The 22,655-nt window shown below is 46.1% G+C and carries 23 protein-coding genes; 19 read left to right on the top strand and 4 right to left on the bottom strand.

The genetic code is table 11. The annotated features are described in order from the left end of the window. Positions 1 to 41: 41 nt before the first annotated feature. From mnmE to BXO87_RS10810, 6 genes are all read left to right on the top strand, one after another. Complete coding sequence (gene mnmE, locus BXO87_RS10835) at positions 42 to 1,421, top strand: tRNA uridine-5-carboxymethylaminomethyl(34) synthesis GTPase MnmE (RefSeq protein ID WP_007409903.1); 1,380 nt, start codon at positions 42 to 44, stop codon at positions 1,419 to 1,421. A gap of 16 nt (positions 1,422 to 1,437) precedes the next feature. Continuing rightward, a complete protein-coding gene (gene mnmG / locus BXO87_RS10830) occupies positions 1,438 to 3,324 on the top strand; it encodes a tRNA uridine-5-carboxymethylaminomethyl(34) synthesis enzyme MnmG (protein WP_007615086.1) in 1,887 nt (628 codons plus the stop codon). Between the two features lie 13 nt (positions 3,325 to 3,337). Beyond that, the gene (gene rsmG, locus BXO87_RS10825) at positions 3,338 to 4,057 is read left to right on the top strand and encodes a 16S rRNA (guanine(527)-N(7))-methyltransferase RsmG (protein WP_076851331.1); all 720 of its coding nucleotides are present in this window, start codon (positions 3,338 to 3,340) and stop codon (positions 4,055 to 4,057) included. A 121-nt stretch (positions 4,058 to 4,178) separates the two neighbouring features. Continuing rightward, positions 4,179 to 5,030 carry a nucleoid occlusion protein gene (gene noc, locus BXO87_RS10820; RefSeq protein ID WP_047936375.1) on the top strand — a complete coding sequence of 284 codons (852 nt, stop codon included), beginning with the start codon at positions 4,179 to 4,181 and terminating at the stop codon, positions 5,028 to 5,030. 298 nt (positions 5,031 to 5,328) lie between these two features. Next, positions 5,329 to 6,090: a sporulation initiation inhibitor protein Soj gene (soj, locus tag BXO87_RS10815; protein ID WP_007409899.1), complete on the top strand. Its 762-nt coding sequence runs from the start codon at positions 5,329 to 5,331 to the stop codon at positions 6,088 to 6,090. After that, a complete protein-coding gene (locus BXO87_RS10810; protein WP_004392966.1) occupies positions 6,083 to 6,934 on the top strand; it encodes a ParB/RepB/Spo0J family partition protein in 852 nt (283 codons plus the stop codon). Before soj ends, BXO87_RS10810 begins: the two co-directional genes overlap by 8 nt. A gap of 29 nt (positions 6,935 to 6,963) precedes the next feature. On the opposite strand, the gene yyaC is transcribed toward BXO87_RS10810, so the two are convergent. Beyond that, the gene (gene yyaC, locus BXO87_RS10805) at positions 6,964 to 7,578 is read right to left on the bottom strand and encodes a spore protease YyaC (RefSeq protein WP_004392969.1); all 615 of its coding nucleotides are present in this window, start codon (positions 7,576 to 7,578) and stop codon (positions 6,964 to 6,966) included. A gap of 174 nt (positions 7,579 to 7,752) precedes the next feature. Next, positions 7,753 to 8,256: a GNAT family N-acetyltransferase gene (locus BXO87_RS10800; protein WP_038460620.1), complete on the bottom strand. Its 504-nt coding sequence runs from the start codon at positions 8,254 to 8,256 to the stop codon at positions 7,753 to 7,755. A gap of 143 nt (positions 8,257 to 8,399) precedes the next feature. On the opposite strand from BXO87_RS10800, the gene BXO87_RS10795 reads away from it, so the two are divergent. From BXO87_RS10795 to BXO87_RS10740, 12 genes are all read left to right on the top strand, one after another. Beyond that, positions 8,400 to 9,425: a YkvI family membrane protein gene (locus BXO87_RS10795; protein ID WP_087920784.1), complete on the top strand. Its 1,026-nt coding sequence runs from the start codon at positions 8,400 to 8,402 to the stop codon at positions 9,423 to 9,425. 85 nt (positions 9,426 to 9,510) lie between these two features. After that, the gene (locus tag BXO87_RS10790) at positions 9,511 to 9,717 is read left to right on the top strand and encodes a DUF951 domain-containing protein (RefSeq protein ID WP_004392973.1); all 207 of its coding nucleotides are present in this window, start codon (positions 9,511 to 9,513) and stop codon (positions 9,715 to 9,717) included. Positions 9,718 to 9,763: 46 nt separating this feature from the next. Next, the gene (locus tag BXO87_RS10785; protein WP_038460617.1) at positions 9,764 to 11,767 is read left to right on the top strand and encodes a molybdopterin-dependent oxidoreductase; all 2,004 of its coding nucleotides are present in this window, start codon (positions 9,764 to 9,766) and stop codon (positions 11,765 to 11,767) included. A gap of 126 nt (positions 11,768 to 11,893) precedes the next feature. Continuing rightward, positions 11,894 to 12,994, top strand: coding sequence for a redox-regulated ATPase YchF (gene ychF / locus BXO87_RS10780; RefSeq protein ID WP_004392975.1), 1,101 nt, complete (start codon positions 11,894 to 11,896; stop codon positions 12,992 to 12,994). Between the two features lie 111 nt (positions 12,995 to 13,105). Further along, entirely contained in the window at positions 13,106 to 13,393 is a 288-nt protein-coding gene (rpsF, locus tag BXO87_RS10775; RefSeq protein WP_004392977.1) for a 30S ribosomal protein S6, read from the top strand. A gap of 39 nt (positions 13,394 to 13,432) precedes the next feature. Further along, positions 13,433 to 13,951, top strand: coding sequence for a single-stranded DNA-binding protein SsbA (ssbA, locus tag BXO87_RS10770; protein ID WP_007615071.1), 519 nt, complete (start codon positions 13,433 to 13,435; stop codon positions 13,949 to 13,951). 43 nt (positions 13,952 to 13,994) lie between these two features. Then, complete coding sequence (rpsR, locus tag BXO87_RS10765) at positions 13,995 to 14,234, top strand: 30S ribosomal protein S18 (RefSeq protein WP_029325793.1); 240 nt, start codon at positions 13,995 to 13,997, stop codon at positions 14,232 to 14,234. A gap of 188 nt (positions 14,235 to 14,422) precedes the next feature. Then, on the top strand, positions 14,423 to 15,004 hold the full coding sequence (locus BXO87_RS10760; RefSeq protein ID WP_038460614.1) for a bifunctional transcriptional activator/DNA repair enzyme AdaA: 582 nt from the start codon (positions 14,423 to 14,425) through the stop codon (positions 15,002 to 15,004). Next, positions 15,001 to 15,558 carry a methylated-DNA--[protein]-cysteine S-methyltransferase gene (locus BXO87_RS10755; protein ID WP_038460612.1) on the top strand — a complete coding sequence of 186 codons (558 nt, stop codon included), beginning with the start codon at positions 15,001 to 15,003 and terminating at the stop codon, positions 15,556 to 15,558. Before BXO87_RS10760 ends, BXO87_RS10755 begins: the two co-directional genes overlap by 4 nt. Then, the gene (gene xth, locus BXO87_RS10750; protein WP_038460610.1) at positions 15,555 to 16,313 is read left to right on the top strand and encodes an exodeoxyribonuclease III; all 759 of its coding nucleotides are present in this window, start codon (positions 15,555 to 15,557) and stop codon (positions 16,311 to 16,313) included. Before BXO87_RS10755 ends, xth begins: the two co-directional genes overlap by 4 nt. Positions 16,314 to 16,375: 62 nt before the next feature. Continuing rightward, on the top strand, positions 16,376 to 17,314 hold the full coding sequence (locus BXO87_RS10745; RefSeq protein ID WP_038460607.1) for a LacI family DNA-binding transcriptional regulator: 939 nt from the start codon (positions 16,376 to 16,378) through the stop codon (positions 17,312 to 17,314). Between the two features lie 56 nt (positions 17,315 to 17,370). Continuing rightward, positions 17,371 to 17,751: a VOC family protein gene (locus BXO87_RS10740; RefSeq protein ID WP_032875338.1), complete on the top strand. Its 381-nt coding sequence runs from the start codon at positions 17,371 to 17,373 to the stop codon at positions 17,749 to 17,751. Between the two features lie 31 nt (positions 17,752 to 17,782). On the opposite strand, the gene BXO87_RS10735 is transcribed toward BXO87_RS10740, so the two are convergent. Continuing rightward, a complete protein-coding gene (locus BXO87_RS10735) occupies positions 17,783 to 19,114 on the bottom strand; it encodes an MFS transporter (protein WP_038460605.1) in 1,332 nt (443 codons plus the stop codon). Positions 19,115 to 19,293: 179 nt separating this feature from the next. Between BXO87_RS10735 and BXO87_RS10730 the strand changes: the two genes are divergently transcribed. Next, positions 19,294 to 20,190: a CPBP family intramembrane glutamic endopeptidase gene (locus BXO87_RS10730; RefSeq protein ID WP_038460603.1), complete on the top strand. Its 897-nt coding sequence runs from the start codon at positions 19,294 to 19,296 to the stop codon at positions 20,188 to 20,190. On the opposite strand, the gene BXO87_RS10725 is transcribed toward BXO87_RS10730, so the two are convergent. After that, positions 20,187 to 22,256, bottom strand: coding sequence for a thioredoxin domain-containing protein (locus tag BXO87_RS10725; RefSeq protein WP_038460601.1), 2,070 nt, complete (start codon positions 22,254 to 22,256; stop codon positions 20,187 to 20,189). The two genes, BXO87_RS10730 and BXO87_RS10725, sit on opposite strands and share 4 nt — an antisense overlap. Between the last annotated feature and the right edge of the window lie 399 nt (positions 22,257 to 22,655).

The following is a 22,655-nucleotide window of genomic DNA, read 5'->3' as shown; positions in this document are numbered from 1 at the left end:
TTTTATATAGATGGAAACAGAGATAAAGAGAGGTGAACAGCATGGATACAATTGCAGCGATTTCAACTCCGATGGGTGAAGGCGCGATCGCGATCGTTCGGCTGAGCGGCCCGGAAGCCGTAAAGATCGCCGACAAAATGTACAAGGGTCCGAAAGGCAAAACGCTCAGTTCGGCAGAATCGCATACCATTCATTACGGGCATATCGCGGACAGCACGACGGGACGGATTATTGAGGAAGTCATGGTGTCTGTTTTAAGAGCGCCCAGAACATTCACAAGGGAAGATGTCATTGAAATCAACTGTCACGGGGGTATTGTGACGGTTAATCAGGTGCTCCAGCTTGCTTTAAGAGAAGGTGCGAGACTGGCAGAACCCGGTGAGTTTACGAAGCGCGCATTTTTAAACGGACGGATTGACCTATCACAGGCAGAAGCGGTGATGGATCTGATCAGGGCCAAAACGGACCGTGCCATGAATGTCGCCATGAACCAGATGGAAGGACGGCTTTCCGCGCTTGTCCGCCGTCTGCGTGATGAGTTGTTAGAAACACTTGCCCATGTTGAGGTTAATATAGATTATCCGGAATATGATGACGTCGAAGAAATGACGCATCAGCTTTTAGTGGAGAAGGCAAGCGGCGTGAAGAAAGAAATCGAGGCGCTGCTCCGTACGTCTGAGCAGGGAAAAATTTTGCGTGAGGGACTGTCTACCGTGATCATCGGCCGTCCGAACGTCGGAAAATCCTCTCTGCTTAACAGCCTTGTCCATGAAACGAAGGCGATCGTAACCGATATTCCGGGAACGACGCGTGATGTGATTGAGGAATATGTCAATGTCCGAGGCGTGCCGCTTCGGCTTGTCGATACCGCCGGAATCCGTGAGACAGAAGACATCGTCGAAAGAATCGGTGTGGAACGGTCACGGCAGGTTCTGAAGGAAGCGGATCTCATTTTGCTTGTGCTTAACCACAGCGAAGAGCTTTCTGAAGAAGATGTGAAATTGTTTGAAGCGGTTGAGGGAATGGATGTCATTGTCATTATGAATAAGACGGACCTTGAGGCTAAGATTGACGCTGAGCGCGTCAAGGAACTGGCGAAAGGCCGGCCTGTCGTCACGACCTCATTGCTGAAAGAAGAAGGCATTCAAGATTTAGAGGAAGCGATTCAGTCGCTATTTTATACAGGAGCGATCGAAAGCGGAGATCTCACCTATGTCAGCAACACCCGTCATATCTCGATTCTGCATCAGGCAAAGCAAGCGATTGATGATGCGCTGAACGGAATTGAACAGGATGTTCCGATTGATATGGTGCAAATTGATTTGACAAGGTGCTGGGAGCTGCTGGGCGAAATCATCGGTGATGCCGTCCACGAAAGCTTAATTGATCAGCTCTTTTCACAATTTTGTTTAGGTAAATAAAAGGGAGGAAAAAACCATGGGGTATGAAGCAGGCCAATACGACGTGATTGTCATCGGCGCCGGGCATGCCGGTGTTGAGGCTGCCCTCGCATCCGCGCGCCAGGGAGCCAAAACGCTTGTTTTGACGATCAATCTTGATATGGTTGCGTTTATGCCATGTAATCCGTCTGTCGGCGGCCCCGCGAAAGGGATTGTCGTCCGCGAAATTGACGCGCTCGGCGGAGAAATGGCTAGAAATATAGATAAAACTCATATTCAAATGAGAATGCTGAATACAGGAAAAGGTCCGGCCGTACGGGCGCTGCGTGCGCAGGCGGATAAATTCCAATATCAGCACGAAATGAAGCATACGCTGGAAAAAACACCGAATTTGACACTTCTTCAAGGAATTGCCGAGCGTTTAATCATTGAAGACGGGGAGTGCCGCGGTGTCATTACGCAAACCGGTGCTGAATATAAGGCAAAAACGGTCGTGCTGACAACCGGAACGTATTTAAGAGGGCGGATCATTCTCGGTGATCTGTCTTACTCAAGCGGTCCGAATAACCAGCAGCCGTCTATTAAACTTTCTGAGCACTTAGAGGAGCTCGGTTTTGATCTCGTCCGTTTTAAAACGGGCACGCCTCCTCGTGTCTCAAGCGATTCCATTGATTACAGCAAAACAGAAATCCAGCCGGGGGACCCGGTTCCGCGCGCTTTCTCATATGAAACGGTTGAATACATTACCGATCAGCTGCCTTGCTGGCTGACTTACACGAGTCCTGAGACTCATGAGATCATCGACAGCAACCTGCATCGTTCGCCAATGTATTCCGGTATGATTAAAGGAACGGGACCGAGATACTGCCCTTCGATTGAAGATAAAGTCGTTCGGTTTAATGATAAACCGCGTCATCAGATTTTCCTTGAGCCGGAAGGCAGAAATACGCAGGAAGTATACGTTCAAGGTTTATCCACGAGTCTTCCTGAGGACGTGCAGCAGCGGATGCTGGCGACCATTCCGGGACTGGAAAAGGTGCAGATGATGAGAGCCGGATACGCGATTGAGTATGACGCGATTGTACCGACGCAGCTCTGGCCTACACTGGAGACGAAAAAAATCCCTAACCTGTACACGGCCGGTCAAATTAACGGTACATCAGGTTATGAGGAAGCAGCCGGGCAAGGAATTATGGCAGGGATCAACGCAGGCCGCAAAGCGCTTGGAAAAGAAGAAGTGATCCTCAGCCGTTCCGATGCTTATATCGGTGTATTGATTGATGATTTGGTAACGAAAGGAACCAATGAACCGTACCGTCTGCTGACTTCACGGGCGGAATACAGACTGCTGCTCCGTCACGACAACGCGGATCTTCGTCTGACGGAAATCGGCCACGATATCGGCTTAATTTCTGATGAGCGCTATGAAGCGTTTGAGAAGAAAAAAGCGGCGATCGAGGCAGAGAAAAAACGTCTCTGGTCTGTTATTATCAAGCCGTCTCCTGAGAATCAGGAATATATCCGTTCACTCGGCGGAAGCGAGCTGAAAGACGGAGTGCGCGGCACAGATTTAATGAAACGTCCGGAAATGAACTATGAAACAGTGACAAAACTTGCGCCTGCAGATTCTCCGGTTCCGCAAGATGTGGCGGAACAAGTGGAAATTCAGGTGAAATATGAAGGATATATCGAAAAATCCTTGCAGCAAGTGGAAAAGCTGAAGAAAATGGAAAACAAAAAAATCCCTGATCGGATTGATTATGACGCCATTAAAGGAATTGCTACTGAAGCCCGTCAAAAGCTGAAAGAAGTGCGTCCTTTATCAGTTGCTCAAGCGTCCCGTATTTCCGGCGTCAATCCGGCAGACATTTCAATCCTGCTGGTATACCTGGAGCAGGGCCGTATTGCCAAGGTAGCTGAATAGAAAGGATGACGGCATGAATATAGAGGAATTTACATCCAGTTTAGCGGAGAAAGGGATTTCCCTTTCTGACCGCCAGCTGGAGCAATTCGAGTTGTATTACCGGATGCTCGTGGAATGGAACGAAAAAATGAATCTGACATCCATCACTGAGAAAAAGGAAGTTTATCTCAAGCATTTTTATGATTCGATAACGGCGGCATTTTATATTGATTTTGAAAAGGTCACCACTCTTTGTGATGTCGGCGCCGGCGCCGGTTTTCCAAGCCTGCCCATCAAAATCTGTTTCCCGCATCTGCATGTCACCATCGTCGATTCACTGAATAAGCGGATTACGTTTTTGGAAACTCTCTCTGATACTTTACAATTAGAGCATACGACATTTGTCCATGACAGAGCGGAGACATTCGGACAACGGAAAGACGTACGGGAAAGCTTCGATCTCGTGACGGCCCGTGCGGTGGCGCGTCTGTCGGTCCTGAGTGAGCTTTGTCTGCCGCTGGCCAAGAAAAACGGCGTATTTGCGGCACTAAAAGCAGCAGCAGCTGATGAAGAGCTGAAAGCGGGGCAAAAGGCGATTAAAGTATTGGGAGGAGAGCTTGAACAAGTTCATTCCTTTACACTTCCTGTTGAAGAAAGTGAACGGAACATCATGATCATTCGCAAGACGAAAAGCACTCCGAAAAAATATCCGAGAAAACCGGGTACTCCAAATAAATCGCCAATTGAAGGGTAATTTAGACAGCCTGATGTGACAATTCCATCATATTTTCTGCAAAATTGATGAAGATACAGCAGGAAAAACCATGAGAAAATAGAATTATAAAAATGGCAGTTTTTAAAGGTGGTGTAGGTACATGAAGCATTCATTCTCTCGTTTCTTCGGGTTTGGTGAGAAGGAAGAGGAACCGGAGATAGCTGAGCATGATACAAACAAAGAAGAGATACTCGAAATACCGGTACATGCTATCGTTCCCAACCGTTTTCAGCCACGCACCATTTTCTCAGATGAAAAAATCAAAGAGTTAGCAATGACTATCCATACACACGGCATCATTCAGCCGATTGTTGTCAGACATACAGAAGATGAAGGACAATATGAGCTCATTGCGGGTGAAAGGCGCTGGAGAGCGGTACAGACGCTTGAATGGGAGAAGATTCCCGCAATTATTAAAGATTTTTCTGATACGGAAACAGCATCTGTCGCTTTGATTGAAAACCTGCAAAGGGAAGAATTGTCCTCCATTGAGGAAGCTCATGCGTACGCAAGGCTGTTAGAACTTCATGATTTAACACAGGAAGCCTTGGCGCAGCGCTTAGGAAAAGGCCAGTCAACGATTGCGAACAAGCTCCGATTGTTAAAGCTCCCGGAACCCGTCCAGGATGCGATTATGGAGAAAAAAATTACGGAACGTCATGCAAGAGCACTGATTCCGCTCAAACAGCCGGAGTTTCAGGTCACATTGCTTGCGGAAATCATTGAGAAAAGCTTAAACGTTAAGCAGACGGAAGACAGAGTGGTGAAAATGCTTGAACAGAATAAGGAGAAACCAAAGCCGAGACGCAAAGCGTTCAGCAGGGATACAAGAATTGCGATGAATACGATTCGTCAGTCACTGTCTATGGTAGAAGACAGCGGCGTCAGGCTGAACACTGAAGAAGAAGAATTCGAAGAGTACATCCAGCTTACCATTCGGATACCTAAATAAAAACTCTCCTGATCAGCAGGGGAGTTTTTATTTTAATCAAAAAACTATTTTGAGATAATGATAGATTTATTGTGCACTATACATTATATATGTAAAATTTTATCTTTTTGTGTCGTGAATTGTCTTTTTACAGTCAAAAAAGTCACTTTATCGGAGAACTTATATTAGAAAGTGTCTTTTTCGTTTACATTTTTTTCACTTGCTGATAAACAAATTATGAAAAAAATAAAACGCTTTACTCTTTTTTTGATAAGATAGAAACAAGACAGTACATGTTCATGTGAAGGTAGGTGACATCGTGGGAAAAATCATAGCAATTACGAACCAAAAAGGCGGAGTCGGGAAGACGACGACTTCTGTTAATCTGGGGGCTTGCTTGGCTTACATAGGTAAAAGGGTTCTTCTTGTTGATATTGATCCGCAGGGCAATGCAACGAGCGGATTAGGGATTGAAAAAGCCGATGTGGATCATTGTGTGTACGACATTTTAGTAGATGATGCAGATGTTACAGATATTATTAAACCGACTTCAGTAGAGAACTTAGATGTCATTCCGGCCACGATCCAGCTTGCGGGAGCGGAAATCGAATTGGTTCCGACGATCTCACGGGAGGTCAGGCTGAAAAGAGCATTAGAATCTGTGAAACAAAATTACGATTACATGATTATTGATTGTCCTCCGTCTCTCGGGTTATTAACGATTAATGCGCTTACCGCTTCAGATTCAGTCGTTATCCCGGTTCAGTGCGAATACTACGCTCTTGAAGGATTGAGTCAATTATTAAATACAGTTCGGCTTGTGCAAAAACATTTAAATACCGACTTAATGATAGAAGGAGTGCTTCTGACGATGCTTGATGCCAGAACGAATCTCGGCATTCAAGTGATAGAAGAGGTAAAGAAATACTTTAGAGATAAAGTGTATCAAACCATTATTCCTCGCAATGTCCGTTTAAGTGAGGCGCCGAGTCACGGCAAGCCGATCATATTATACGATCCGCGTTCGAGAGGTGCGGAAGTATATTTAGATTTAGCAAAGGAAGTGGCAGCGAATGGCTAAAGGCGGGCTCGGAAAAGGGATTAACGCGTTGTTTAATCAGGTTGATTTGTCTGAAGAGACAGTGGAAGAGATTAAAATCAGTGATTTACGTCCCAATCCTTATCAGCCAAGAAAACAATTTGACGATGAGTCATTAGCTGAACTGAAGGAATCCATCATTCAGCATGGCATTCTTCAGCCCATTATCGTGAGAAAATCATTGAAGGGCTATGATATTGTAGCCGGCGAACGCCGTTACCGCGCCGCAAAACTTGCCGGTAAAGAGACAGTGCCGGCCATCGTGCGGGATTTATCTGAATCGCTGATGCGGGAAATCGCTCTTTTGGAAAACCTTCAGCGTGAAGACTTATCACCGCTTGAAGAAGCTCTGGCATATGACTCACTGCTGAAGCATTTGGATTTAACCCAGGAACAGCTCGCTAAACGGCTCGGAAAAAGCAGGCCTCATATTGCCAACCATTTAAGACTGCTGACGCTGCCGGAAAGCATCCAGAACCTCATTGCAGAAGGTACGTTATCCATGGGACACGGCAGAACCTTGCTTGGTTTGAAAAATAAAAACAAGCTTGAACCGCTTGTGAAGAAAGTGGTTGAAGAACAGCTGAACGTCCGTCAGCTTGAGCAGCTGATTCAGCAGTTAAACAACAATGTTCCACGTGAAACAAAGAAAAAAGAACCTGTCCAAGATGTGGTGTTAAAAGAGCGGGAATCGTATTTGCAAAATTACTTCGGAACAACAGTAAATATAAAGAGACAAAAGAAAAAAGGGAAGATTGAGATTGAGTTTTTCTCAAATGAAGATCTTGAACGTATCCTAGAACTATTGTCTGAAAGAGAAGCGTAAAAACCATCTTTTTAAAAAAAGATGGTTTTTTATATACGTCTTGTCAGCTTATGAAATGGACTGAGCCGTTCCTGCCGGCCTTCTGATTTATCTGTCAGCTGTAACCCCTCTGCTAAAACATTTGCCATGCTCATAACAAGATGAAGCCTCGTATTCTGCAGGACAAAATACTCCATAAACCCGCTGACATTGACGATTCCGTTGATATGGACGTCACCGATTTCAGGAAGATCTTTTTGAACACCTGCTCCGGGCTTCAGCGGCCCATCGCCGATTTGAAATGACCCTACGCTTTTGACGCGGCCTAAACAAGCATCAACCGCTATAATAAACGGATTTTTATGTAGATGTTGAATATCTTTCAGCTTGTCTTTCATATTGACGGCGTGAACAGGATCTGACAGCGTGCCGTAAACGTGCAATCTGCCTAAATTCATTTTTTCTAACTTTGTTCCTACGAGCGGACCTAATGAATCTCCGGTCGACCGATCTGTACCGATACACACGGTGACTAACGGTCTGCCGGCTGCTTTACGTAAAGATGAAGTAAGGATCGCTTGTATTTGATTCGCAGCAGAAGAATCGGTATGAGATACATATTGTTTTGCCCGTTCTTGAGAAAAAAGCCCGCCTTTTCGATTCATAAGGTTCACTTCCTTGTCATGTCATACGAGTAATACATTGTTGTTTTTGGTGTTGTATGGTTGTTTACAGTATATCCAGCGCTGCCTTTTTTTATGCTTATGTCATGATCAGCATGCCGGTTGTTTGAAAAGAGCGGGATAGAAAAAAGAACTCAGAGCAGTTATTCTCTAAGTTCATGAAAGAAATAAGACCATTTGGTCTACGTCGACATATTGCTGATGATCTAATTTCAGCGCTCTTTTTTCTGTAGAGAAGAGGATAAATCCTAACTGAGCGTAGAGTTTTTTTGCGGGTTCATTTGTTGAAGTAACAGAGAGATGGAGCTGTTCTGTGGCTTTCATCTTTTTTGCCCGGTTGATGGCTTCCGTCATTAACGCTTTTCCCGCGCCTGACCCTCGGTGTTTGGGGGAAATATACATAGAACCGATAACCGCAATGTGTCTTAGTTTAAACAGCGGATGCTTGGAGATCTTGAGGATTCCTATCAGTCTGTCTTGTTCAAAGGCGCCAAGCAAGATGGCATTGCCGGCTTCTAGCCTGGCTTTGAATTTTTCGGACGGCCATTCTTTCTCCTCCTCATAGCTGACCGCGAATACGTCGGGGTGATCTTTTAAAGCTTTGAGCCTGATATCGGAGTAAGGCTGGGTATCACTTGCGGTTAAACGCCTGATGTACATGATTTGAGCTCCTTATATAAATAAAATTTTCTGAATAGTTAATCGTCGTTATCATACCATATTTGTCCCATTTGTATGAATGTTTGCCGCTGTCACTCAATATAGTAGCAATATGCGGAGATGATCAGAAATTTTATGAGGTGATGAGGGTGTGGAGAGCCGGGATGAAGTGGATGCTGCTCATATTAAGCAGCCAGATTGGGGCTGGATATGCAAGCGGGCAGGAAATATGGCAGTTTTTCGGTGTCGAAAGCGGACTGGCTATTGTATTGTTTACAGTCATGTTTACGATTTCGGCTTATATTGTGTTGAAGATCAGCTATCGGGTTCAATCAACGCACTTTTTACCTGTGCTTGAGCATTTGATGGGGCCGGCTCTTGCTAAAGTCTATGATGTGCTTATTATGTTTTATTTGTTTTCAATGACGATGGTTATGATTGCCGGCGGCGGTGTGACGCTGCAAATGTACAAGCTGCCGTTTTGGATCGGTATTTTTCTTCTTTGCATTGTGACCGTCGGTTTATTCTTTTGGGATATAAAAGGAATATTATCTCTGAATAGTATTTTGATACCGATTCTTGTAGCGGGGCTGTTATATGCATTGGTCTTTTTTCAGACAACCCATCATTACACGTGGACGATAGATTTGACCCGCCAGTATAATTGGCCGGCAAGCATTACCTTCACGTCCTTAAACATCCTTTCTGTTGTCGCTGTTCTTTCTTCAATCGGGAAAGATATGAAGGGACTGGGAGAAGCGAAAATCGCAAGCGTTGCGAGCGGACTGATTTTCGGTATGATTTCATTTGTTTACAATGAAACGCTTGTACAGCTTGCGGGCAGTCTTACACAATATGAGATTCCTCTTTTCGCCGTTCTTGAAGGCGCTCCTTATCCGTTATTTCTTTGTATGGCCGCCGTGCTTTTTTTAGCTATCTATACGACAACCGTGACCGGTCTGTTCGGGCTGTCCAGCCGCATGCTTGCATTTGTGAAATTGCCGAGATGGACGCTCGTATCTCTTCTTTTAGCTGTGATGGTGCCTTTTACGACAATCGGTTTTTCAGATTTGATCGCGATTTTATATCCCATTTACGGGCTTTTAAGTCTTTATTTGCTGGTATGTCTTCTTCTTTACCCTATTTTAGGGAGATGGAAAAAAGTATAATGCTCATTTTGAGTGCGGCCGTTGCTCTTATCCTGTCTTTTTTTGTACAATAAATAAAGCAGTCTATGGAGAGAGGTGAAGGGTCTTGGCGGATAAAGACTTTGGCCTGAATGATATTGTTGAAATGAAGAAACCGCATCCTTGCGGTGAAAACAGGTGGAAAATCATTCGGATGGGAATGGATATTCGGATCAAATGCACGGGTTGTTCCCACAGTGTCATGATTCCGAGAAGAGATTTTGAGAGAAAGCTGAAAAAAGTACTCGTCAAGCATGAGGAGCCTACATCATAAGGGCTGGCGCTCATGCTTTTTCATATAGAGGAGAGGAAGAGGCCCGATGAGCAAAGTGCATCAGTCAGCGTGCCCGCTGAATTGCTGGGACAGCTGCGGCTTTTTGGTGACAGTTGAGGATGGAAAAGTGACGAAAGTAGACGGAGACCCGAATCATCCCATTACAGAAGGGAAAATTTGCGGCCGTGGCAGAATGCTGGAGACGAAAACGAATGCGCCGGAACGGCTTCGTTTTCCTTTAAAAAAGAAAGACGGCGAATTTGTCCGCATTTCCTGGGAGCAGGCGTTAGATGAAATTGCTGAAAAAATGGCGGTGATTAAGGAGACGTTGGGCACTGCCGCAGTGCTGCACAGTCATGATTACGCCAATAACGGTCTTTTGAAGGCGCTCGACCAGCGTTTTTTCAATGGATACGGCGGTGTGACGGAGATTGCGGGCAGCATTTGCTGGGGTTCCGGCATTGAAGCGCAGCGCTGGGATTTCGGGCGTTCTTACGGGCATGGACCGCTTGATATTTATCACAGCAAGCATGTGATCGTATGGGGCAGAAACGTGTCCCGGACGAATATGCACCTCTATCATCATCTGCAGCAGGTGAAGAAAAAAGGAGCGACACTGACGGTCATTGATCCTATTTTTAACCCGACTGCAAAGCTTGCCGATCGGTATATATCCGTCAAACCCGGCATGGATGGCTGGCTTGCGGCGGGTGTTATAAAAATATTATGCCAAACCGGCAGAACCGATTCCGATTTCATTCAAAGGCATTCGGTCGGTTTTGAAGAAATAGAAAAGCTTCTGCAGACGATTTCTTTTGAGGAGATCATTGAGAAAACAGAAACGTCTTTAGAAGTGATTGAATATCTTGCTGATTTATATGCTGACGGTCCCGCCTCCACTTTTATGGGTCTTGGGATGCAGAGATATAAAAACGGGGGCGGGACGATACGGTGGATTGACGCTTTAGCTGCGGCGAGCGGAAATGTAGGTATCAAAGGCGGCGGCGCAAACTTCGGAAATGTGCAAGTCGGTGAAAGCTTTGCAAAGGCCGAGCTCACCCGTCCTGATCTGAAGAAAAGTTCGAGAACGTTTTCGATGATGACTCAAGCCGAAGAGGCGCTGAATGCAGCCGATCCGCCGATTGAGATGATCATCGTGACGTGCGGCAATCCGCTGACACAGGTGCCGAATACAAAAAAAGTGAAGGAAGCGTTTGGAAAAACACCGGTCACAGTGGCCATTGATTCGGTCATGACCGATACGGCGAAGCTCTGTGACTATGTGCTGCCGACGGCCATTGTTTTCGAAGAGGAAGATATTTATTATTCCAGCATGTATCATCACTATGTTCAATATGGCAAGAAGCTTGCGGAACCGCAGGGAGAGGCAAAATCAGACCGCTGGATCTGGACGGAGCTCGCAAAGCGTCTCGGATTCGGGGAGCTCTTTGATTACAGTACGGAAGATTTCTTAAAAATGGGGCTCTCTTCTTTGGAGAAAGAAGGAATCACCCTTGAGCAATTAAAGGAAAAAGGACATATGCCGCTTCCGGTCAAACAGGTTCCGTGGAGTGATTTTCAATTTTTAACCCCGAGCGGAAAATTTGAATTCGTCTCGTCACTGGCAGAAGAGAAAGGATACAGCAGCCTCCCTCAATTGGAAGTGCCGGAGGAGTCTGTTTATCATGACGCCGGACTGGCCGGGAAATATCCGTATACGCTGCTGTCCATTCACCCGCAGCACTCCAATCATTCACAGCACGTGCCGTTTATTGAAAAGCTTCAGCAGATTCAGGTGGATCTGTCGCCGGATATCGCCGAGGAGCTTTCACTTCAAGACGGAGATACGGCAGAGGTATACAATGACCGCGGCCGTCTGCGCGGCAGGGTGAAAATCATGAAGCAGGCTCACCCGAAGACAGTAAATATAGATGAAGGCATGTGGGCGGCATTCGGAGGCTCCGTCAACATGCTCACAAAGGATTCAAATTCCGATAATGGAATGGGAAGTACGCTTTTTGACTGTCTGGTAGCGGTTAAAAAAGGATAATCTAAGGAGAGAGAGGGCGGAAAATGCTTTTTTCTCAGCTTGTCTTTTCCTATGAACCTCCTTATAATTGCTCTAGGTTTACAATACGTTTATACGATGATGGTTTGATATAGAGGAGATGAAAGAATGGCTTTAACTGCTGGAATTGTCGGTTTGCCGAATGTCGGAAAATCGACGTTATTTAATGCAATTACCCAGGCTGGTGCCGAATCAGCCAACTACCCGTTCTGTACAATTGATCCGAACGTGGGAATCGTGGAAGTGCCGGATGAACGTCTGCAAAAGCTGACTGAATTGGTGAACCCGAAAAAAACGGTGCCGACTGCGTTTGAATTCACTGATATCGCGGGGATCGTAAAAGGCGCATCTAAAGGTGAAGGACTCGGAAATAAGTTTCTTTCTCATATCCGTCAGGTTGATGCGATCTGTCACGTTGTACGCGCATTCGCTGATGACAATATTACGCACGTGTCAGGGAAAGTCGATCCGATTGACGATATTGAAACCATCAATCTTGAATTGATTCTTGCCGACATGGAGACAGTCGAAAAACGCATCACGCGTGTAAGCAAGCTTGCTAAGCAAAAAGACAAAGAAGCGGTTTTTGAATTTGACATTCTGTCTAAATTAAAAGAAGCTTTCGAACAAGAAAAGCCTGCCCGTTCCGTTGAATTTACGGAAGAACAGCAAAAGCTTGTGAAGCAGCTTCATTTGCTTACGTCAAAACCCGTGCTTTATGTGGCAAATGTAAGCGAGGATGAAGTGGCTGATCCTTCAGATAATGAATATGTTGCGAAAATCCGGGAGTACGCCGCGGGTGAAAACGCCGAAGTTATCGTCGTCTGCGCGAAAATTGAGTCTGAAATTGCTGAATTGGAAGGCGAAGAAAAGCAAATGTTCCTTGAGGAGCTCGGCATCGAAGAATCAGGTCTTGATCAGCTGATTAAAGCGTCATACTCTCTTCTCGGCCTTGCGACATACTTTACGGCGGGCGAACAGGAAGTGCGCGCATGGACATTCAGAAAAGGCATGAAAGCTCCTGAGTGTGCGGGTATCATCCACACTGACTTTGAACGCGGCTTTATCCGCGCTGAAACGGTTGCTTATGAAGACCTTTTGGCAGGCGGCGGAATGTCCGGAGCGAAAGAAGCCGGAAAAGTGCGTCTGGAAGGTAAGGAATATGTAGTCCAAGACGGAGATGTCATTCATTTCCGATTTAATGTATAGGACACAGTTGTAAAGGGACAAGAGCTTTGGTATAATATAAACTTGTGAGTAATAGAATTATTGCTCCTTGCCCATTATAGGGCCGCTTAGACCAAAAGGAGGTGCAAACAGATGAAAAAGTACGAAGTTATGTACATTATCCGTCCGAACATTGACGAAGAGTCAAAGAAGGCAGTTATCGAGCGTTTCAACAACGTATTAACTTCTAACGGAGCGGAGATCACTGGAACAAAAGATTGGGGTAAACGTCGTCTTGCTTACGAAATCAACGATTTCCGTGACGGTTTCTACCAAATCTTAAACGTTCAGTCTGAAGCTGCAGCGGTTGCTGAATTCGACCGTTTAGCTAAGATCAGTGACGATATCATTCGCCACATCGTTGTTAAAGAAGAAGAATAAGCAATTTGAAATATATAATGTTAAAAGGTGGTCTTTCATATGCTTAACCGAGTTGTATTAGTCGGAAGACTGACAAAAGACCCAGAGCTTCGTTATACGCCAAGCGGTGCGGCTGTCGCCACGTTTACTCTTGCTGTGAATCGTACATTCACGAACCAGTCCGGAGAACGTGAAGCCGATTTCATTAATTGTGTCACTTGGAGAAGACAAGCCGAAAACGTTGCAAACTTTCTTAAAAAAGGAAGCCTTGCCGGCGTAGACGGCCGACTCCAGACAAGAAATTATGAAAACCAGCAGGGACAGCGTGTCTTCGTGACAGAAGTCCAAGCTGAAAGTGTTCAATTTCTTGAGCCTAAAAACAACGGCGGTTCTGGATCAGGCGGATACAACGAAGGAAACAGCGGCGGAGGCCAATACTTTGGCGGAGGCCAAAATGATAATCCGTTCGGCGGAAATCAGAACAACCAGAGACGAAATCAAGGGAACAGCTTTAATGATGATCCATTTGCCAACGACGGCAAGCCGATTGACATCTCGGATGATGATCTTCCGTTCTAATAGATTATCGCTATATTCATAACGAGAAAGGTGGGAAATGACAATGGCAGGAGGACGCAGAGGCGGTCGTGCGAAACGCCGTAAGGTTTGTTACTTCACTTCTAACGGCATTACGCACATCGATTACAAAGATGTAGATCTTCTTAGAAAGTTTGTTTCTGAGCGTGGTAAAATCTTACCTCGCCGTGTAACTGGAACACACGCGAAATACCAACGTAAATTGACTATCGCGATCAAACGCGCACGTCAAATGGCTTTACTTCCATACGTAACTGGCGAGTAAGCCGAAAGAAAAGAGCAAGAGCCTGCGGGCTCCTGCTCTTTTTTTATATCAGTCCCCCTCCATCCTGCCGAAATGTTTCACATGAAACATGGAAGTGCTTCTTACACCTTTGTTATCTTGCTCCTCTATTCAAAAACGCGTACTTATGCAATGAATTTGTTTATACTGAAAAACAGGGGGTGGCTGAGATGGAGACAGACAGAAATATCCTGACTGATGAAAAGTGGTGCGCAATCATACGCAATGATGCTTCTTATGACGGAGTATTTTATTATGCAGTAAAAACGACGGGGATTTTCTGCCGGCCTTCTTGTAAATCGAGAGTTCCGAATAAAGAAAACGTACTGGTGTTTGATACGGCTGATGCAGCGCTCGATAAACATTTTCGTCCCTGTAAAAGGTGCCGGCCGAACGGTCTTCGTCTTCCTGATGAAGAATGGGTTGCTCAAATCATTGAATACATTGAACGCCATTATCACGAATCCCTGACTCTGAGTGTACTGGCCGAAATGTGTCACGGCAGCCCCTATCATTTACAGCGGACATTTAAAAAAATCAGGGGAATATCCCCGATTGAGTATATACAGAAAATAAGATTGTCGAAGGCGGAACACCTTTTAAAGCATACTGATATGACAGTCATGGGGATCGCTCTGACTGTCGGAATTCCAAACACAGCGCATTTCGCGACTCTTTTTAAAAAGAGAACCGGGAGTTCGCCCACAGAATACCGAAAAACCGTCAAAATGGGACAGGGAGGTTCAATATGAGTAAAGAGCCTATGATCTATTGGACACTCTTCACACGGAATGATTGGAGCCTTTATACAGCCGCCACATCTAAGGGGCTTTGCTTTATAGGCTCAAATTATGGAAGCTTTGAAGAGTTTGAGCAGTGGGCAAAAAAATCACTGCCGCAATACCGATTGGCACGTGATGATGAAAAGCTGGCGCCTTATACGGCAGAGCTGTCCGAGTACATTGAAAATGGCAGATCAGCTTTTTCAGTGCCGGTGGATCTTTACGGGACAGAATTTCAGCTTGCTGTATGGAAAGCGCTTATGGACATACCGTACGGCGAGACATACTCCTATTCGGATATAGCAGAAATGATTCAGAAACCGGCAGCTGTAAGAGCCGTGGGGGCAGCGATTGGAAAAAATCCGGTATTGATTACGGTTCCGTGCCATCGTGTCATCGGAAAAAACGGGAAACTGACCGGATTCAGAGGCGGTTTAGAAATGAAAAAGCAGCTGCTGGCGTTAGAGGGCGGAAACATTGAAACACTGGAATACCGGCTGAGCCGGACAGGAGGGATCACATGAAACTGATTTCTTGGAATGTAAACGGCTTGCGTGCCGTGATGAAAAAAATAGATATCAATACTTACGTTCAGGAAACGGCAGCGGATATTCTATGTCTGCAAGAAACAAAAGTACAGGACGGACAAGTATCATTACAGCCTGAAGGATATCACGCCTATTGGAACTATGCGGTGAAAAAAGGCTACTCAGGCACGGCTGTTTTTTCGAAAGAAAAGCCGCTGCGCGTGTTCTATGGACTGGGGATTGGCGATCATGATCAAGAAGGACGGGTGATCACGCTTGAATTTGAGAACGTGTTTGTCGTCAACTGTTACACGCCGAATGCCAAACGCGGATTAGAGCGAATTGATTACCGTCTTCAATGGGAAGCCGATTTTAAGGATTATCTGCAGAAGCTTGACCGGAAGAAGCCCGTGATCTTATGCGGCGATCTGAATGTCGCACACAGGGAGATAGACTTAAAAAATCCGAAAGCCAACCGGAAGAACGCCGGTTTCTCGGAGCAGGAGCGGGAAGCGTTCAGCGCCCTGCTGAACGCGGGATTTACCGACTCATTCCGCTATTTATATCCTGATCGGGAAGGCGCCTATTCCTGGTGGTCTTACAGGACGAACGCACGTGAGAAAAACATCGGTTGGCGGCTTGATTACGTCATTGTTTCAGACAGACTGAAGCAGCGGATCAGCCAAGCGGCCATTTGTGCCGATATCATGGGTTCTGACCATTGCCCTGTTGAAATGACAGTGGATTTATGATGAGATAGCAGTAAGAGAAATCCACTCTTGCTGCTTTTTTATCACTGAAAATGGAGGAGCACATGGCAAATATAAAAGAGATTGCGAAACTGGCGAATGTGTCGGTGGCCACCGTATCACGCGTATTAAACCGACACCCGTACGTATCTGAGGAGAAAAGGCGTCTTGTGAATCAAGTGATGAAGGAGCTGGATTATACCCCTAATCGAACCGCCATTGATCTGATTCGCGGAAAGACCAATACAATCGGCGTGATTTTGCCGTACAGTGACCATCCCTGCTTTGACAAAATTGTAAACGGTATCACGAAGGAAGCGTTTGCCCATGATTACGTGACAACCCTTCTCCCCACCAACTATGACCCCGCTATAGAGATGACATATTTCGAACTGCTGAAAATGAAAAAGATTGACGGACTGATTGTCACGTCCCGCGCGAATGAATGGGAGACCGCCGTGCCTTACCTGCAATACGGTCCCATTGTCGCTTGTGAATATACACAGCATCAAGAGATTCCCTGCGCTTATAATGACAGGCAGGCAGCATACAGAGAAAGCTTTTTGTATTTGAAAAACCGCGGGCATCAAGACGTTGCTTTTACATGTGTGCGGGAAGCGGAAAAAAGCCCGAGTACGGCCGACAAGGTAACCGCATATAAGGCCGTTTTCGGTTCTTTTGATGAAACCCGCATTCTGGTCGGATGCCATGATATGGGCGACGGAAAGCGGGCGGGTGAGCACTTCTGGGGTTTCGACAAGGCGCCGACGGCCATCTATGCGCACAGTGATGATGTGGCTGCCGGCTTGTACCAGTTTGCGAAAGAACAGAAATGGGACGCGGAGATCATCGGCGAGGGAAATCTGAGCGTCAGCCGGGCATTGAATATTCCATCCCTGGAACTTCATTTGGAACGGGTCGGAAAGGAAGCATTTTTATTGTTTTTTCACGAAGAAACGGCTAAAAAACAAATTATGCATCAATTTCAGCGGAAAAAGTCTTGAGCTGAAATGGGTTTCATGCTTTATAAATAGATTGAGAAAAAAAGGGAGGCGGACATATGCGAATTGAACATGCAGCGATATGGGTGAAAGATTTAGAACGAATGAAAGAATTTTATGAGAAATACTTCGGCGCCAAGGCCAATGACCTTTATCATAATGAGAAAAAAGATTTCAAATCGTATTTTCTGACATTTGACTCCGGATGCAGGCTGGAACTTATGAAAAAAGGCGGCATTGATGAAGTTCCGTCACAGAATATGACCGGATGGGCGCATCTCGCATTTTCTACAGGCAGCAAGGAGCGGGTGAATGAATTGACGGAAACGTTTAAAAACGATGGATTTCAGGTTGTAAGCGGCCCGCGCGTGACGGGTGACGGATATTATGAGAGCGTGATAGAGGATGGGGAAGGCAATTTGATAGAAATCACAGTGTAACAGTGCGGGGGAACCCGCACTGTTTTATTGATTAAATTTGCTGTGCATTTGTTTTCGGACCGAAGAGGATTAACAGAACGGAACATAGAAGCCAGCAGCCGCCGATGAACAAAAAGACGCTGATGTAGCCGAGCTTAACGGCAATAAATCCGACGAGCAGGGAGCCGAATATATTGGAAAAACGGCCGAGCCCGTACGCCAGCCCGCTCCCGGCCGAGCGATATTCCGTAGGATACGGTTCCGATGTGTAGGCGTATAAGTTTGAGGTGAAGATCCGTTCCGTGACGTTAACGATAAATCCAAACACAATAATCATGACGGGAATAAACGTCATGCCGTATAACAGTCCGGCAATGGCAGTCAGAAAAGCGCTTGCGGCCAGAATCCATTTCCTTTGGAACGTCTCGGATATCATGGAACCGAGCAATGCGCCAAGCGGTGCGCCGACAGAGTGAAGCACATTATACCACAGCGTTTTTTCCATGGTGATGCCGTTGCTTTTCAGCAGGCTGGGCACCCATGAAGCAAAGCCGTAAAATCCAAAGGTTTCCAGAATCCATACCGCTGAAAGGATGATGGTGATCTTTAAATTCCTGCCCTGAAACAGCCCTAAGTAGCCTGCGTGCTTCACTGTATGTACTTCTGCCGCCTCTTTTGGCGCGGGAAGCGGGCCTTTTTCTTTCTCTGCACGTGCTTCAAGACGGTTCATAATGGCGTTTGCCTGATCATATGCGCCCCGATTTTCGTGCCAGCGCGGCGATTCCTCAAGCCGGCGGATAAAAAAGAAATAAATGAGACCGGCCGCCCCCCATACGAATACGAGCCGCCACCCCCATGAGCCTAAAGGGATGACAAAAGCGGAAACAACGTTTGTAACGGGAACGCCGACCAGCCCGATCATGGCGCAAAGGGAGATGTATTTTCCCCGTACGGAGGATGGAAAAAATTCCGCCAAATAGCTGTTCGTCACAATCATGGCGGCCGCGACGCCGAGTCCGGTCAAGAATCGGAAAATCATTAAGGACGGAATGTCCCATGCCAGCGCATTCAGAAAAGATGAGATCGAAAAGACAAGGACAAAACAATTCAGCGCTTTTTTCCTGCCGATCCGATCGGACAGCCTTCCGCCGATGGAGGCGCCTAAAAACATGCCCAGGAAGGATGCGGCCGTGATGTCGGCAATGGTGGACAGCTTCACGCCCCAATGCTCAATCAGCGCCGGAGCCACGTTGCTGAGCGTAAACAGATCAGCGAGATCAAAAAAATAGATGATTCCGAGAGCGGTTAATACTTGATAGTGCACACGCGAAATGGGGAGACGGTCTAATCGGTTCGCTACATTTGAGAATGTCTGATGTTTCATAAAAAACCCCCTGACTTTGCAATTGTAATCAGAAAATACTGTAAATTTATCTGACGAATATATTATAAAGGTCTTTTTTTGGCAAAAACAGAGTGTAAATCTTAAAATATATAACATTTCCTATATCTGTTTCTGTTTATATTGTAAAATGTTGAAGGAAAGGAAGTTGATGCATAAATATGAATACGTTTGTACGGCCCGCAGAGGGAAGAAATAGTGTATCGAGATATCTTCTTTCTCTGTTGGTCATTGTGGGTTTGTTCTTTTTCGGAAGCATACTGACCGTGTTTTATATGTTTCTCGCGTCCGCTTTCAATCCTTCACTGACGATAAATTGGGATGAGGGGGCATTAAGTGACCCGCTGGCGGATATTTATTTACAGCATATCGTCTATTTCATAGCGATCCCGGGCATTTGGATAGCGGTTCGTTTCATTATGAAACGTCGGTTTTTATCCATCATCACACCGAATCAGTCGCTGAACTGGAAGAGAATTTTCTTTGGATTCGGCACATATGTTGTGCTGATGTTTGTCGCAGGGCTGATTGATTTTACAATTCATCCGGATCGTTTCATGCTTCAGGAATTCCATGCTTCACGTTTTCTGCTGCTGTTAGCGGCGGCCGTCTTGTTGGTGCCGATTCAAACCTCTGCGGAGGAATTTCTCTTTCGCGGTTTTCTGCTTCAGTTCGCCGGAAAATTGACGGCAAACGCGGTGGTTCTGACAGTCATTATCGGCGGATTATTCGGCGCGCTTCATTTCGGAAATCCGGAGATGGATAATGGGGCTCTCTGGGCGGGAATCGGATATGTCACCATCGGCATGATCTGGACCTTTATCACGATTAAAACGGGCAGTCTGGAGATGTCTCTTGGCGGTCACGCTGCCAATAATATGTTTTTATTTATCTTTCTCACAGAGGATCATTCGGTGTACGGCGGCATTCCGTCGATATTTACAACAGCAGCCGGCGGCTATGAAATATATGATTGCATATCGACTCTGGTGATCAATATCATCTTCGTATGGCTCGCGTTCCGTTTTGTGAAAAAAGAAAAGCAGCAGGCCGCCTAGGCTCTGCTGCTGATTTGTAAGGTGTTCATCGCTTCATCAATATCCGTCGTCGGTCTCCGGCAGGCGAAATTCTCACAAATGTAGACCGTTGTCTTCCCATCGATCATTTGATAACCCGCGGCAAAGTCAGAAATGCCGGCAAGCTCTTCCGGATGTTCTGCGGCGAGAATCGTATAGGCGGGAGTGAAATGCTCCTGAAGCGCCTCAATGAAACGTTTTCTGTCCGGGTCATCTTTCCTTCCGAAAACAACAATTTCTTTTTGGGGCATTGTATGTGCCAGTACGCTTTGCATGAAGAAAGCGCTGCTGCTCGGATAGGCCTCTATTTCCCGTTTGAACACGGAAAACATCGCTTCGGCTTTTTCAATCAGTGATATGTCACCCGTCAGGCGGCCGAGACGAAGCAGCTGTATGGCAGCCGCGCTGTTTCCGGAAGGCACGGCCCCGTCATAAACCTCTTTTTCCCTGACAAGAAGGGTCTCAGCATCATTCCCCGTAAAGAAGAAGCCTCCGTGCCGTTCATCCCAGAACAGCTCCAGCATGCTTGTACATAACGTTCTCGCTTTCTGCAGATAAGACGGATTAAAACCCGCTTCATACAGTTCAAGGTAAGCCCAGATGAGAAAAGCGTAATCATCGATAAACCCTTTGTTTTTCACTTCGCCCTCGCGATAGCGGACCATGACGCGCCCGTCCGGCATGAGGTGCCGTTCGAGAAAGCGGATCGCTGTTTCCGCCATGCTGAGAAAGTCAGGCTCGTGAAATACCTTTGCGGCTTTTGACAGCCCGGCAATCATCAGCGCGTTCCATGAGGTCAGCACTTTGTCATCTGTATGCGGATAGCTTCTGTTTTCACGGGCCTCCAGCAATTTAGTTCTTGCCTCTTCAAGGCGTTCGGCCAGCTCATGTCCTGTGAGGCCGGTCTCTTCGAGGATGGCCTCACGCCGCGTGTAAATGAGGTGCGGGATGTTTTCGCCTTCAAAATTGCCTTGATCTGTGATGTTATACACCTTGCAGTAAAGCGGGCCGAGTTCATCACCGAGAAGGTTCATGATTTCTTTTTTGGACCATATGTAATATTTCCCCTCACGGCCTTCGGTATCAGCGTCTAAAGCTGAGAAAAAGCTTCCGTCTTCATGCATCATTTCCCGCTGAATAAACGTTACGATCTGCATCGCAATCTGTCTGTAGCGCTCATTACCCGTGACTTGGTAGGCTTCTGTATATGCGGTCAGGAGAAGGGCGTTGTCATACAGCATTTTCTCAAAATGCGGCACGAGCCATTCATTATCAGTCGAGTAGCGGGCGAATCCGAACCCGATGTGGTCAAAAATTCCGCCGTTCGCCATGCCGTCAAGTGTCTTGGTTACGCCGGCCAAAGCCTGGTTCTTGCCCGTATAGCTGTAGTAGCGAAGCAGAAACATGAGCATATGCGGCATCGGAAATTTCGGAGCCTGGCCGAACCCGCCGTACACCGTATCAAACCCGCCGGCCAGCTGGCGATACGTGTCATGAACCGCCTGTTCGCCAAGCGTGCCCTCAGCCGGGTGAACCTTGACTTCAAGATGAGCGGCGGCGTTTTCGGCGATATCCTCGACATGCTGCCGGTCATTCGCAAACGTTTCGGACAGATGTTCAAGCACATCGATAAAGCCCGGGCGGTTAAATTTGCTCGTCTTCGGAAAATACGTCCCCGCATAAAACGGCTTTTGATCTGGTGTGACGAACACGTTCAGCGGCCACCCGCCCTGCCCCGTCATCAGCTGGCAGACTCTCATATACACGGAATCCACATCAGGCCGCTCCTCACGATCAACCTTGATGGCTATGAATTTATCGTTTAACATACCGGCGATCTCTTCGTCCTCAAAAGATTCGTGGGCCATTACGTGGCACCAGTGACACGTCGAATAGCCGATGCTGACAAGAACCGGCTTGTTTTCGCGTTTTGCTTTTTCGAAGGCTTCTTCTCCCCAAGGGTGCCAGTTTACTGGATTGTGGGCGTGTTGGAGTAGATAGGGGGACTTCTCCGTGATTAGGCTGTTGGGTTTACTATTGTTTGGCATTGGATCACCTTCTTTCCTCTAAATAAAATGGTTACAATTAGATTATCCAAGTCTAAAAATTTAAACCATTTTAGCTTGATGTTTTTTATGTAAAATAGTCTCGCAATGCTTTCTTCTTTAAAAACTCGGTTATTTTTATCTTGTGCTTTGGTAATAAATTTGATTTACTTTCCAATATTTTTAATAATTCAACTAGTCTTTTCACAGGGTTTGGGCTCATAAAATGCCATGTGTATGATGTGTTATTTTCAAGAGAATCTGGGAATATCTGTACTCCTTTTGTAGAAAGATTTGAAAACATAGCATGATTATGTGAAGAGGCATTATTGCTGTATCCAAACGAGTTACCAGTAAAGCTAAATGTTATAGCTTTAACATAGGTATCCAATGAATCATCAG

The sequence above is a fragment of the Bacillus sp. GZB genome, assembly GCF_001975995.1.
Taxonomy (GTDB): domain Bacteria; phylum Bacillota; class Bacilli; order Bacillales; family Bacillaceae; genus Bacillus; species Bacillus velezensis.
This window is presented reverse-complemented; position numbering and strand designations above follow the sequence as displayed.

Excerpts from the sequence above, each read along its gene's own strand:
- mnmE (WP_007409903.1), top strand. The coding sequence starts at position 42 with ATGGATACAATTGCAGCGATTTCAACTCCGATGGGTGAAGGCGCGATC.
- mnmG (WP_007615086.1), top strand. The coding sequence starts at position 1,438 with ATGGGGTATGAAGCAGGCCAATACGACGTGATTGTCATCGGCGCCGGG.
- rsmG (WP_076851331.1), top strand. The coding sequence starts at position 3,338 with ATGAATATAGAGGAATTTACATCCAGTTTAGCGGAGAAAGGGATTTCC.
- noc (WP_047936375.1), top strand. The coding sequence starts at position 4,179 with ATGAAGCATTCATTCTCTCGTTTCTTCGGGTTTGGTGAGAAGGAAGAG.
- BXO87_RS10810 (WP_004392966.1), top strand. The coding sequence starts at position 6,083 with ATGGCTAAAGGCGGGCTCGGAAAAGGGATTAACGCGTTGTTTAATCAG.
- yyaC (WP_004392969.1), bottom strand. The coding sequence starts at position 7,578 with ATGAATCGAAAAGGCGGGCTTTTTTCTCAAGAACGGGCAAAACAATAT.
- BXO87_RS10800 (WP_038460620.1), bottom strand. The coding sequence starts at position 8,256 with ATGTACATCAGGCGTTTAACCGCAAGTGATACCCAGCCTTACTCCGAT.
- BXO87_RS10795 (WP_087920784.1), top strand. The coding sequence starts at position 8,400 with ATGAGGGTGTGGAGAGCCGGGATGAAGTGGATGCTGCTCATATTAAGC.
- BXO87_RS10785 (WP_038460617.1), top strand. The coding sequence starts at position 9,764 with ATGAGCAAAGTGCATCAGTCAGCGTGCCCGCTGAATTGCTGGGACAGC.
- ychF (WP_004392975.1), top strand. The coding sequence starts at position 11,894 with ATGGCTTTAACTGCTGGAATTGTCGGTTTGCCGAATGTCGGAAAATCG.
- rpsF (WP_004392977.1), top strand. The coding sequence starts at position 13,106 with ATGAAAAAGTACGAAGTTATGTACATTATCCGTCCGAACATTGACGAA.
- ssbA (WP_007615071.1), top strand. The coding sequence starts at position 13,433 with ATGCTTAACCGAGTTGTATTAGTCGGAAGACTGACAAAAGACCCAGAG.
- rpsR (WP_029325793.1), top strand. The coding sequence starts at position 13,995 with ATGGCAGGAGGACGCAGAGGCGGTCGTGCGAAACGCCGTAAGGTTTGT.
- BXO87_RS10760 (WP_038460614.1), top strand. The coding sequence starts at position 14,423 with ATGGAGACAGACAGAAATATCCTGACTGATGAAAAGTGGTGCGCAATC.
- BXO87_RS10755 (WP_038460612.1), top strand. The coding sequence starts at position 15,001 with ATGAGTAAAGAGCCTATGATCTATTGGACACTCTTCACACGGAATGAT.
- xth (WP_038460610.1), top strand. The coding sequence starts at position 15,555 with ATGAAACTGATTTCTTGGAATGTAAACGGCTTGCGTGCCGTGATGAAA.
- BXO87_RS10745 (WP_038460607.1), top strand. The coding sequence starts at position 16,376 with ATGGCAAATATAAAAGAGATTGCGAAACTGGCGAATGTGTCGGTGGCC.
- BXO87_RS10740 (WP_032875338.1), top strand. The coding sequence starts at position 17,371 with ATGCGAATTGAACATGCAGCGATATGGGTGAAAGATTTAGAACGAATG.
- BXO87_RS10735 (WP_038460605.1), bottom strand. The coding sequence starts at position 19,114 with ATGAAACATCAGACATTCTCAAATGTAGCGAACCGATTAGACCGTCTC.
- BXO87_RS10730 (WP_038460603.1), top strand. The coding sequence starts at position 19,294 with ATGAATACGTTTGTACGGCCCGCAGAGGGAAGAAATAGTGTATCGAGA.
- BXO87_RS10725 (WP_038460601.1), bottom strand. The coding sequence starts at position 22,256 with ATGCCAAACAATAGTAAACCCAACAGCCTAATCACGGAGAAGTCCCCC.